General features: G+C 68.5%; 11 protein-coding genes. 4 read left to right on the plus strand and 7 right to left on the minus strand.

Going from position 1 to position 11289, the window contains the following annotated elements; translation table 11 throughout:
• Nucleotides 1–29: 29 nt before the first annotated feature.
• Nucleotides 30–482 (plus strand): hypothetical protein, encoded by a 453-nt coding sequence (locus tag OXN85_13995; GenBank protein ID MCY3601074.1) that lies wholly within the window; start codon nucleotides 30–32, stop codon nucleotides 480–482.
• 57 nt (nucleotides 483–539) lie between these two features.
• Here OXN85_13995 and OXN85_14000 read toward each other — a convergent pair whose 3' ends face one another.
• Both OXN85_14000 and OXN85_14005 read right to left on the minus strand, forming a co-directional pair.
• Nucleotides 540–809: a hypothetical protein gene (locus OXN85_14000; GenBank protein ID MCY3601075.1), complete on the minus strand. Its 270-nt coding sequence runs from the start codon at nucleotides 807–809 to the stop codon at nucleotides 540–542.
• Nucleotides 806–1096 (minus strand): hypothetical protein, encoded by a 291-nt coding sequence (locus OXN85_14005; GenBank protein ID MCY3601076.1) that lies wholly within the window; start codon nucleotides 1094–1096, stop codon nucleotides 806–808. Before OXN85_14005 ends, OXN85_14000 begins: the two co-directional genes overlap by 4 nt.
• A 137-nt stretch (nucleotides 1097–1233) precedes the next feature.
• On the opposite strand from OXN85_14005, the gene OXN85_14010 reads away from it, so the two are divergent.
• From OXN85_14010 to OXN85_14020, 3 genes are read left to right on the plus strand one after another with little or no spacing between them, the layout of a single operon-like run.
• Nucleotides 1234–2436, plus strand: coding sequence for a serine hydrolase (locus tag OXN85_14010; GenBank protein ID MCY3601077.1), 1203 nt, complete (start codon nucleotides 1234–1236; stop codon nucleotides 2434–2436).
• On the plus strand, nucleotides 2433–3482 hold the full coding sequence (locus tag OXN85_14015; GenBank protein MCY3601078.1) for a carboxypeptidase regulatory-like domain-containing protein: 1050 nt from the start codon (nucleotides 2433–2435) through the stop codon (nucleotides 3480–3482). Before OXN85_14010 ends, OXN85_14015 begins: the two co-directional genes overlap by 4 nt.
• A gap of 28 nt (nucleotides 3483–3510) precedes the next feature.
• On the plus strand, nucleotides 3511–4938 hold the full coding sequence (locus OXN85_14020; GenBank protein MCY3601079.1) for an MATE family efflux transporter: 1428 nt from the start codon (nucleotides 3511–3513) through the stop codon (nucleotides 4936–4938).
• A 19-nt stretch (nucleotides 4939–4957) separates the two neighbouring features.
• On the opposite strand, the gene OXN85_14025 is transcribed toward OXN85_14020, so the two are convergent.
• From OXN85_14025 to OXN85_14045, 5 genes are all read right to left on the minus strand, one after another.
• On the minus strand, nucleotides 4958–6373 hold the full coding sequence (locus OXN85_14025; protein ID MCY3601080.1) for a carboxypeptidase regulatory-like domain-containing protein: 1416 nt from the start codon (nucleotides 6371–6373) through the stop codon (nucleotides 4958–4960).
• 19 nt (nucleotides 6374–6392) lie between these two features.
• Entirely contained in the window at nucleotides 6393–7799 is a 1407-nt protein-coding gene (locus OXN85_14030; protein ID MCY3601081.1) for a carboxypeptidase-like regulatory domain-containing protein, read from the minus strand.
• Nucleotides 7800–7923: 124 nt separating this feature from the next.
• Nucleotides 7924–9246, minus strand: a complete 1323-nt coding sequence (locus OXN85_14035; protein MCY3601082.1) for a 6-bladed beta-propeller — start codon at nucleotides 9244–9246, stop codon at nucleotides 7924–7926.
• A gap of 102 nt (nucleotides 9247–9348) precedes the next feature.
• A complete protein-coding gene (locus tag OXN85_14040) occupies nucleotides 9349–10680 on the minus strand; it encodes a M56 family metallopeptidase (GenBank protein ID MCY3601083.1) in 1332 nt (443 codons plus the stop codon).
• 4 nt (nucleotides 10681–10684) lie between these two features.
• Nucleotides 10685–11023 (minus strand): hypothetical protein, encoded by a 339-nt coding sequence (locus OXN85_14045; GenBank protein MCY3601084.1) that lies wholly within the window; start codon nucleotides 11021–11023, stop codon nucleotides 10685–10687.
• Between the last annotated feature and the right edge of the window lie 266 nt (nucleotides 11024–11289).

Genomic DNA, 11289 nt, shown 5'->3' on the forward strand with positions numbered 1-11289 from the left:
CGAGGGTTCTTCGGCTGCGGAGTCTCATCTTGCAAATCGCGGGAAACCGGCCAGCGCGCTACGCCATCGGCGTGGTTTGTATCCTCCTCGGATCGTCCGGCTGCCTGAATCTGGGGGTCGGACTCTCTCCGGCCGTGGGGAATATGCTCACGTCGGTGGTCAGCGAGGGGTCCGCGCTACCCGAGTTCGCGCACGCCGCCGGGGGGCCGGGTTCCATGCGAGTGTCGGGCCAGATCGTGGGCCGACTGCGGTGCGATTACGTGTCCCCTGAGCTGCGGGAGGTCGACGGAGGCCTGGAACTGGCCATCACGATCGTGTCGGGGCGGCAGGGCTGCAACAGTCGGACGCCCTCGACGCTTTCCTACGTGGCGAACATCTACAACGTAGAGCCCGGGTCGTGGTCGATTCTCGTCGAGCATCGCTACGAGGGCGTGGACGGTATCCCCGGCGAGCGGCTGTACGACGTCGTCACCGTAAACTAGAAGCCAGCCGCGCCGGGTCGAACGGCGACCCTCCACGTGCCGGAGACTCCCCCGGCATCACTCCAGAGGCGTCGAGCGGGAATGGAGTCCGAGGAGATCAGCGTCGGTCATGCCGGCCAGCGCCCGCGTCGCCTCGGCCACGCTGCGACTCTCGTGCGACAGCCAACGCGGCGGCTCGAAGGGGTCCTCGAGGCACACGAAGTAGATGCGGGCCGCCTGAGGCGTATTCGGCTGGCCGCCGGAGACGTAGGCTTCCCAGCGCACCATTCCCCCGTCGAGGAACGTGCGGGAGAGGGCCTTCTTCGGGTCCACCATCGCGCCGCTCACACCTTCACCGAGCGCGCGAGCAGTTCGCGGAGTCCCGCCTCGTTCATCTCGGCCACGGCCTGCTTCGGTACCTTGGAGATGCCCGGCGGCGCCTGGTTGTAGCGCTGGGGAATCGTGATGTCGTCCTGGTTGCGGAACATCACGAGCAGCCGGGGCGACTGTTGCGTGGTGCCGGAGAAGATCGAGAACTCGGCCTCCCAGGTGGCCCCCGACTCGCTCTCGAACCGGGTCCGGGCACTGTCCGCGGCCCCATCCATCCGGAAGATCAGTTTCTTCAGAAGCGACATGGGCGCCACACTAGGCGAGTCGGGGTTTGACCGCCAGCCTGAAGGCTTCCGATGCGGGCGACAAGCTGCGACCTTGCATCGGATTCGACGCTCGGCGGGGGTCTTCGGCCGCCCGCCGGCCACGCAAGGAGAACGTCATGCCGGTCCACCGTCGCCTGTCCCGAGCCTCCGCGGCGCCCCGCCTTTGCTCCGCGACGCACCGCCTTTGCTCGGCGACGATCGTCTTCCTTCTCGTCTTCCTCGTCCTTCCGTCCGCCGTCACGGGTCAGGACGCGGACGTCATCGATGCGTTCTCGCGGCAGATCGCGTCGGATGTCGAAACCGACGGCATCGGCGGGATCACGGCGGCGGTCTTCAAGGGCGACCAGGTGCTGTGGGCGCAGGGGTTCGGCTGGGCCGACCCGGCGAACCGCGTGCCGGCCGGAGTGCGAACGATCTACCGGACCGGCTCGATCTCGAAGTCGGTGACGGCGATCCTGATGGCGGACCTGGTGGAGGACGGGACGGTGGCGCTCGATGATGCCGTCGTGGACTACCTGCCCGAGGCCGCCGGCTTCGGAGACCCGCCGGCCGGCATGGCGCCGATCACGTTCCGGCAGTTGGCCAGCCACACCGCCGGCCTCATCCGGGAGCCCGAACTCGAAGGCGCCGCGGCGGGGCCGATCGAGGACTGGGGATACAAGATCCTCGCCTCGATCCCCCACACACGGTTCTACACGATGCCCGGCACCCAATACCAGTACTCCAACATCGGGTACGGCGTGCTCGGCTACGCCCTGCAGCGGGCCGCGGGGACGTCCTTCATGGACCTCGTCGAGAACCGCCTCTTCGAGCCTCTGGGGATGCGCTCTTCGACCTTCATCGTCGGCCCCGACCTGTGGCGGCGGGTCGCCGTGGGCTTCGCGAACGGAGCCGACGGCGAGGTGAACGCCGACTTCCCGGCGCTGGAGCACGAGGGGCGCGGATACAAGGTGCCGAACGGCGGCGTCTACGCGACCGTCGGCGATCTCGCGACGTTCGCGGCCGCGGTCATGGGCATGACCGAACACGGACTCCTGGAGCCGGCGACCCGACGGGACGTCATGACGGTCCAGACGCCCGAGGATCCCGATGCGGGGTACGGACTCGGGTTCTCGATTCGCCCCGTCGCGCTCGAGGGCGGCGACGACGTGCGGTTCGTCGGCCACGGTGGATCCGTCGCCGGGTACAACATGTACCTCGTGTTCGAACCCGAGAGCGGCTACGGCGTTGCGCTCGGCCGCAACTACAACAGCGGCGCCACCAGTCTCGGCGAGGCCGGGAACGGGCTCCTCCAGGCGTTGCTCGAGGCCGGAAGTTGAGAGGTAATGCGGCGCTCCTTGCGCCGCCGGCCGCTCTCGCGCTGGCGGCGGCCGCTCTCGCGCCGTCCCCGGCCGCGGGACAGGAGGAGGCAGAGGAGCAGGCCCTCCGCATCTGCCGGCAACTCGGACAGGCGGAACTCGAAGTCGGCATCGAGGGCACGATCCGGGACGACGAGAGCCAGGTTCCCCTGCCGGGGGCGACGGTCCTGATCCGCTACGAGGCCGAGCGCGGGATGCCGACGCCGGAGGACGTGCGGGTCGAAGCGGATGAGCGAGGGAGATACCAGGCTTGCGGCCTCGAGGCGTTTCGGGAGATCCGGGTGCGCCCGAACTACCGGTCCCGGCGCGGGAAGGAGCGCAAGGTCGAACTCGACCGGTCTCAGTTCGTCGACCTCGAGGTGGACATGGGGGACGCGGCTTTCGTCGTCCTCTCCGTCATCGACGCCGCGGACGGGCGACCGGTGGCGGGCGCGCAGATCGACTTCTCCCCGCTACCGGTCTCCGGGGTCACGGATACGCTCGGACGCGTGGCGTTCCACTCGATGCCGCCGCTCACCTATGGCCTGCGCGTCGCTCACATCGGCTACGCGCCCCTCGAGACCGAGATCAACATCCTCACGGACCAACGCGCGGAATTCCGCGTCGAACTCAACACGCGGGCGATCGCGCTCGCACCGATCGAGGTGAGGGTAACCGGCCGCGACCCGTTCCTGCTCACGTCCGGGTTCTACGAGCGCCGCCAGTCCATCGACGAGGGCTACTTCGCGACCCATCCGGAAATCGACCAGTTCATCCACCTCGGGCAGGTGTTCCAGTTCAAGCGGGAACTGTCCGTCCGATACCGCCGGAACCAGCTCATCCTCCTCAACGGGCGACCCGCCAGCCGCCTCGGGTTCAATCGGAGAAACCTGAGCGAACTGAAGTTCGACACCATTCGGGGCATCGAAGCGTACAGGTGCAGCGAGGCGCCGCCGGAGATCATGAACCGGGTACCGAACGGCATGCTCCTCACCGACTGCAACCTGGTCGCGATCTGGACGTACTGACTCCGCTTCCCCCCGACAGGACGATTCCTTGAGCGACACCGGCCGGCCCGAAGGGGAAACTGCGGCTCACGGCCGCTCCGGAGTGTGGAGTACGCTTCGGGCGTTGCTGTGGGGCACGCAGGAGGACTTCACGTCGGGGAGCCTGAACCGCGGCGTGCTCCTGCTCGCCATCCCGATGGTGCTGGAGATGGCGGGGGAGTCTCTGTTCTTCCTCGTGGACATGGCGGTCGTGAGCCGGCTCGGGGCCAACGCGCTCGCCGCGATCGCGCTCACCGAAGCGATGCTGGCGGTCATCTACTCGGTCGCGGTGGGACTGGCGATGTCCACCACGGCGATGGTCGCGCGCCGCACGGGCGAGAAGGACGAGCGCGGGGCGGCGACGGCCGCCGTGCAGGCGATCGTGCTCAGCGTCGGCATCGCCGTGGTCCTCGGGCTCGCCGGGGCGATCCTGGCCCCGTGGCTGCTGCGGGTCATGGGCGGCTCACCCGAAGTCGTGGCCCAGGGCACGATGTACGCCCGCATCCAACTGGGCGGCATGGTCGTCATCATCCTCCTCTTCGTGAACAACGCGATCTACCGGGGCGCGGGCGACCCGTCGATGGCGATGCGTTCCGTGTGGCTGGCGAACGGGATCAACATCGTGCTCGATCCCGTGCTCGTGTTCGGCCTCTGGATCTTCCCCGAACTCGGACTGCCGGGCGCCGCCGTGGCCACGACGACCGGGCGCGGAATCGGGGCCCTGTACCAGTTGTGGCACCTGTCCCGCGGCGAGCGCATCCGGGTGCGGCGGAGCGACCTCCAGGTCCGCTGGCCCGTGATCCAGCGGCTCGCGGAGGTGTCGGTGGGCGGCGTGGGCCAGATGCTCGTGACCCAGGTCAGCTACATCGCCTCGATCCGAATCCTGTCCGAGTTCGGGACGATCGCCCTCGCGGGCTACACCATGGCGATCCGCGTCGTCATCTTCATCATCCTCCCCGCCTGGGGCCTAGCGAACGCCGCCGCCACGCTCGTGGGCCAGAACCTCGGAGCCGGGAAGCCCGACCGCGCCGAGCGGGCCGTCTACCTCACCGGCTTCTGGAACATGCTGTTCATGGCCGTGGTGACGGTGGTCTTCGTGGCTTTCCCGGGGCCGATTCTGGCGCCGTTCGCCCCGGACCCGGCGACGCTCGATGTGGGCGTGCGCGCGCTCCGAATCATCAGCTACGGGTACATCTTCTACGCCTGGGGCATGGTGACGATGCAGGCCTTCAACGGCGCGGGCGACACGGCGACGCCGACCTGGATCAACATCGGCGTGTTCTGGTTCTTCCAGCTCCCCGTCGCGGCGCTGCTCGCCTTCGTCATCGGGTGGGGCGAGACGGGCGTGTTCTGGTCGTTCGCGGTTGCCTACTCGCTGTCGGCCGTCGTCGGCCTTTGGATCTTCCACCGTGGCCGCTGGAAGCAGAAGGTCTTGTAGCTTCCCTGGCCACGACCTGCTAGGCGGAGCAGCGCGTCCGGCCCGCCGCTCCCTTCGACCGGAGGCCGATCACGACGCTCGCCTGCTGCCCCTCGGCGAGTTCCACCTCGCGCACTCTGAGGTCGAAGCCCCCGCACAGGGCGGTGATCCGGTGGGTTCCCGGCGACAATCCCTCCAGCGAGAATCGGCCGGCTCGATCCGTAGTGACGCGGACATCCGTGCCGGCCACCGTCACGCTCGCGGCCTCGAGCGGGTGTTCAGTGCGTTCGTTCACGACGATGCCCGTGATCCGCCCGGGCGAGGTCACGGTCACCGCGAGCCCTGCCTCGACACCCGCCTCGGCGACGACCACCGAGGGAACCCCTCGGTGAGGACCGTAGGCGGCCGTCAGCTCCATGGATACGTCGGCGGGGACCTCGCACAGCCGGTATCGTCCGAGCGAGTCCGTGCGGACCACCGTTTCCACGCGTTCCAGGCCGGTCGGATCTCCGGGATTCGCGTAAGAGGCGAACACGTGCGCGGCGGGTAGCCGGACCCGGGTCACTTCGTCCTCCACCAACCCGTTCACCGCCACCTCGCCGGGCCGGCCGGCCGGTTCGCACAACTCGACCTCGATCTGCGGTATCTCCGGCGTCTCCGCCGTCCAGTTGGACCACAGGATGATCGCGCCGCAGAACATGGAGGTCCCGTCCCAGGCGAAGAACGGTATCTTGCTACCGGGTTGGTACAACTCCGCCGCACCGAGGTCGTGCACGGAGAGTTCGTCCAGCAGCGTCGGCGGCGGCGCCTCCGGAGAACTGAAGGTTCCCGCCGGATTCAGCGAGTACGACCGGCTCGTTCCCGAACCGTCCGCCCCTCCGACCCGCCTCCGGTCGAGGTATACCGGAATCTTCGGGCACCGCGGGAGAGGGGCGCGCATCTGGAGGGTCGACATGAAGTCGGCGAGGCGCACGAAGCCCCGCTTGTTGGCTTCGATCCATGCCGGCTCGACGAACACACCCCAGCCCTCCTCCATCCGGTCGTAGAAGCCGGACTCGACGAGGCGGGGCGGGCGTCCTTCCACGCCGACTTCCAGCGGCTCCAGCGGGATCGCCTGCGGGGTCAGGCGTACGTCCAGCCGCGGGGGCGCCTGCGCGTCGATCTCCAGCGGCGTGCTGAGCAACTCGTATCCGAAGCGTCGCACGGCGAGCGTGTAGGCGCCCGGCGCAACCTGAGGGAAGGCGAAGGTGCCGTCCGGTCCCGTGATCGTTTCGCGAGCCGAACCGGATGTGTCGGCCAGCCGCACCGTAGCGCCCTCGACCGGCTCTCCCGTCCCATCGTCGGCGATGGTCCCTTCGATCCGGACCGCCTCCTGGGCGCTCGCGGCGTCTGGCAGGATCGCGTTCCCCGCCGCGAGGGCGATGGCCAAGGCCAGGAGCGGCGTCCGCTTCGTCATCCGCGGCGACTCCTTCGAGCTAGACCGAGCACGTTCCCCGTCTCGCGAGATTCGTTGCGCGTAGCCGGAGGACTACCGCCACGCTCCCTCCCTCGACCAGTTCCACCTCCTGCGGGGAACCGGTATACCCGGCGCACACGGCCCGGATCGTGTAGGACCCGGGCGGAAGGTCCTCAAGAGAGAATCTTCCCGCGGCGTTCGTCACCGTGCGGAAGTCGGTGTCGACGAGCACGACCCGCGCGCCCTCGATCAGTTCCGAGGTCGCCTCGTTGAGGATCATGCCGGTGATCGTAGCGGGAGACGTCACCGGCACCGTCAGCTTAAGCGCGTCGCCGCCCGCCGCCGCAAGCGCAACCATCGGCCCACCCGCGTGCGGGCCGTACTCGGGAGTCAGATGCATGACGGCGCCCTCCGGCAGGTCGCACACGCGATACCGTCCGAGCGAGTCCGTGCGGACGACCGTTTCCACGCGTTCGAGGCCGTCGGGATCCTCGGGGTTCGCGTACGACGCGGACACGTGCGCGGCGGGCAGCCTGACTTCAGTGACCTCGTCCTCCACGAAGCCATCCAGCGCCACCTCTCCAGGGCGGCCACGCGACTCGCACAACTTCACCTCGATCTTCGGTATCTCCGGCAGCCGCGCCGTCCAGTCGGACCACAGGATGACCGCGCCGCAAACCGCGGTCGTAAAGGTCCAGGCGAACATCGGAATCTTCGTTCCCGGCTGGTAGACCTCGGCCGCGCCGAGATCCGATACGGACATCTCCTCCAGCAGCGGAGGAAGACGATCCAACCCGACAGTGAAGATCCCTCCCGGATACGAATCGTCTGTCCCCCAGCCGCCGGTCGTGCCGATCGGCCTCCGGTCGAGGTACACCGGTATCTTCTCGCACCGGGAGAGGGGGGCGCGGTTCTGGAGGACCCACAGGTAATCCTTCAGCAGTACGAAGCCGACCTTGCTGGCCTCGATCCATTCGGGCTCGAAGAACGTGCCCCAGCCTTCTTCCATCCGGTCGTAGAAGCCGGACTCCACGAGGTCGGGCGGGCGGCCTTCCACGCCAACTTCGAGCGGCTCCAGCGGGATCGCCTCCGGGGTCAGGCGCACGTCCAGTCGCGGGGGCGCCTGCGCGTCGATCTCCAACGGCATGCTGAGCAACTCGTACCCGAAGCGCCGCACGGCGAGCGCATAGGCCCCCGGTGCAACCTGCGCGAAGGCGAAGGCGCCATCCGGTCCCGTGATCGTTTCGCGAGCCGAACCGGACGCGTCGGCCAGCCGCACGGTCGCGCCGTCTACCGGCTCGCCCGTCCCGTCATCAACGACGGTTCCGGCGACCTCCACCGGCTCCTGAGCTGCCATGCCGTCGGGAGCCATGCATGGGATCGCTGCCAGCGCAAGGGTGAGCAGGAAGGCACGGGTTTGTGTCATGTGAACGTCCGCGAGGTTGAATGGCCCGGAGCCCGGACCGAGAGAATAGACCATGGCACCGCCCGTGAGTAGACGGGGCAACCCGCGTTCGCGTCACTTTCGAGGATTCGACCGGGCGCTGGCTCTACGGAGTCCGGTTCTCCGTCCGCCGTTGGGGATCCGGGGCCAGTTGGACGACGCGCACGATCGGGTAACCGAGATCGTGCGTGTCGACGTAGGCCATGAGGCCGTCCGGGCCGAACGCGTCCGGGATGCGGAGCCCCCCCGGCTGGATCGTGCCCAGGTAGCGGGCGTCGGGCGTCACGATGTCGATCGGTCCCTCCTCGTCAGGTAGCGGGGTCCGCGCCACCCACAGCCGATCGTCGAAGTCCACGGCCAACGCTTCGATCGCGGGGATGACCTCGGCGAACGTCATCTCTTCGATGCGGCCCCTGAGAGCTTCTTGCAACTGGCTCGCGAAGTCGTCCGGCATACGGATGTCCGGGCGCCCCGCGATGGAGAGTGTCGTCGGGCTCCGATTCCCCTCCAGCTCGGCCAGCCGGCGCTCCCGCTCCGCATCCCGGACGGCGTTCGTCACCGGGGTCGGGGAGAGCGGCCGTTCGAGAATCTCGCCCACGGCACCGTCCTCGCCGATCAGCCTGATCCGGTATCCCGAGGAGTCGACGACGGCGAGTCGACCGTCCGAGAGCGCGGCGAAATGCAGCCCTGGGTCAAACGCTCTCACGGGGCTGAGATTGAAGGAAAAGCTGCCACCGCTGGCTTCCGCCGCATCCCCGGTGGGCGGCGGCGGCTCCCAGGCTGTGTAGAGCAGCTCGCGAGTCCCGGCCGGCCGGTAGCGGGCGATGGGGCGCCCCGGTGCGTCTCCCGTTCCGCCGACGGAACTGCTTACCGACATGGCCTCCGCCGTCCCGCTGACCACGAACTCGCGGTCGGTGATGATGCTCCCGTCCGAGAGCCACGCGCCGACGCCCCTGGGCGCGCCCTGGGTCGGATCGAAGGACGCCGATTCCGCGTACTCGCCGTCCGCCGTGAAGAGCTGAATCCCGCTGCGCCCGGTGTCGAACACGGCGAGACGACCATCGGCGAGCAGGGACATCGATTCGGGGTCGGTCAGTTCACCGGGGCCTTCGCCCTGCCGGGAGATGGTTCGAAGGTGGACCCCGTCCCGGTCGAACGCGACGACGTGCCCCGCCTGTTCGTCCAGGATGAAGAGATCGCCCGCCTCGTTGAAGACCAGGTCGGCGATGGACCCGAAGACCTCCCAGTCTTCCCCATCCAGGGCGCCGGCGACCCAGCGTGATTCAAACGCCAGAGCGATCGTGAAATCGGGACCGTCCATGGCCCCCGACCCGCCGGCGGGCGCCCCGCCGGCGCCATCACCCCCGCACGCAACCAGGAGACCGAGGCCCGCCCCGGACAGGGAATGACGCCAGGTTGGTTGGATCATGGGTTCCCTCCGGGTGCGGTGCCGTCGTCCGCTCCCAGAGAACCCATCGCCCCGCGGATGGTTGCCCGCGGGGCGTCAGGCGCGGGGTCTTGCCACGGACTGCTAGATCACTTGGAAGGACACCCACTGGGAGATCCAGACGGCGGTCAGTTCACCCCGGTTCCTCGCGGGGCTGAACCGCATCTGCTGGACGACTTCCGTAGCGGCGCGGTCCAGCACGTCGCTGCCGCTGCTCGTCTTGATCTCGTGGTTAACCACGGCGCCGGTCAGGTCGACGTACAGCCACAATTCGACCCGGCCGCCGATACCTGCATCCTTGAAGTTCTTCGGATAGGCCTGCTCGAGCACCCGCTGGATCTCGCTCCCGTTCTGAAGAACCGGGGGTGTGTCGAACGCGATGAAGGTCGGCTGGTCCGCCTGCGCGGCTCTCTCGGCCAGGCGGACCAGCGGATTCTCCTCGATATCGACACCGGGATTGGCATCAGCCGCAGCCGCGGGAGCATCCATCGGCGCGTCGGGCTGCGGGATGCCCAGGACGAGGATGATGGCGAGCGCCGCCAGGCCCGAAGCTCCCAGCGTTCTCGGAATGCGGAGCCGGGCCAGCGGTTCGGTCATGCGGCGCAGCCGCTGTTCCACCGCGGGCTTGCGCTCGGCGAAGGCGGCCGCGGCCAGCAGGGGCGCGGAGACACGGCCGCCCACGGTGATGAGGGCGTCCGCGTAGTCGCGCGGGGACTCGCCGCGCTCCAGGACGCGACGGTCGCAGTCGAACTCGATCGCCAGCCGCAGCCGGGACACCTGCCACCACAGGAAGAGGTTCCACGGCATCAGCGCGAGGGCCGCGACCGCCACGGCGAAGAGACGGTGGTCGCCGGCGCGCTGGTGTTCGCGCTCGTGCAGGAAGACCAGGCGCAACAGCCGGTCGTCGAGTTCGGGGATCCACCTCGGCATCACGACGACGGGGCGCCGGATTCCGACCACGGCCGGGCCCCGGTCGTCCGCGATCATGACCTTCGATCCGAGGACGCGACCCGGCGTCCACGTGCGCATCTCCGACCGCAGGCGCCGGTACGCCCGCCCGAGGTGGAAGAGCATTCCCGCCACGAGCAAGGCCCAGACCCCACCCGCGAACACGCTAAGCGCGCCGGCGTCGAACCACGCCGCGGGTTCCGCCGCCTCGGCCGCCGCGGGCGCGGAGGTCACGACCACCGCTTCACTCAACTCCACGAGAGGAGCCCACGGCGACGCGCCGAGCCCCGGGAGGAGGCCGGGAGCGAAAAACGCCGCGAACGGGAGCGCGACCGAGCCGACGACCGCCGCGAACCAGCCCCAGCGCACCGGCTTCCTGAAGTGACCCAGCGCCCGCTCGGTCGCGAAGGCGGCCAGGGCGAGGAGTCCCGAAATCAGCAGGCAGTATCCGATCCAGACGATGACCATGTCGCTACTCCTTCGAGCCGTTGTCCTTCGCACCCGCCTTCGTCGTGATTTCGATCACGCCGTGTCGGGCCTTCTCTCCGTACGTCTCATGGGCGCGCGCACCTCTCACGATCATGACATGATCGATGTCGAGCGTACCGAGCTCCGAGAGCCCCGTGGCATCGGAAATCACGCCATCGATGACGATCAGCGGATCGGGCATGTTCTCCGGGCGGGGTACGATCCGGACCTCCAGCAGGCGATCCCCGTCGGCATCGTCGAGGACCCCCGTACGAACGATGTCTTCGATCTCGAGGCCCCGGTCGGTCGGGGGTGGCGTTCGGGAGGGGGCCCCTTCCCTCATGCGGCTCCATATGAAGGATGGGCGGACATTGACCGCGATACTCGTTATGTGCTGGGATCACTTCATCTTACGGGATTTTGCGGTCCGGTTCCCGCTGTTCGGTTCCCGCTAAGTGGGATTCTAGCCGTGCGACCCGCGGCGGGCTTCCAGAGCCTTCCGAAGCTGTCCCTCATCGGGCTGCTGATAGCAGGCGAGCACCGTCTTGGCGTTTCTCCAGCCGCCAAGCTCGCAGAGCACCTTCAGCGGCTGGTCCATGAGGTCGCTGG

It is taken from the genome of Candidatus Palauibacter australiensis (assembly GCA_026705295.1).
GTDB lineage: Bacteria > Gemmatimonadota > Gemmatimonadetes > Palauibacterales > Palauibacteraceae > Palauibacter > Palauibacter australiensis.

Coding starts and splice junctions, on each gene's coding strand:
- OXN85_14040 (MCY3601083.1), bottom strand. CDS start 10,680: ATGGTCATCGTCTGGATCGGATACTGCCTGCTGATTTCGGGACTCCTC.
- OXN85_14025 (MCY3601080.1), bottom strand. CDS start 6,373: ATGACGAAGCGGACGCCGCTCCTGGCCTTGGCCATCGCCCTCGCGGCG.
- OXN85_14005 (MCY3601076.1), bottom strand. CDS start 1,096: ATGTCGCTTCTGAAGAAACTGATCTTCCGGATGGATGGGGCCGCGGAC.
- OXN85_14045 (MCY3601084.1), bottom strand. CDS start 11,023: ATGAGGGAAGGGGCCCCCTCCCGAACGCCACCCCCGACCGACCGGGGC.
- OXN85_14035 (MCY3601082.1), bottom strand. CDS start 9,246: ATGATCCAACCAACCTGGCGTCATTCCCTGTCCGGGGCGGGCCTCGGT.
- OXN85_14010 (MCY3601077.1), top strand. CDS start 1,234: ATGCCGGTCCACCGTCGCCTGTCCCGAGCCTCCGCGGCGCCCCGCCTT.
- OXN85_14030 (MCY3601081.1), bottom strand. CDS start 7,799: ATGACACAAACCCGTGCCTTCCTGCTCACCCTTGCGCTGGCAGCGATC.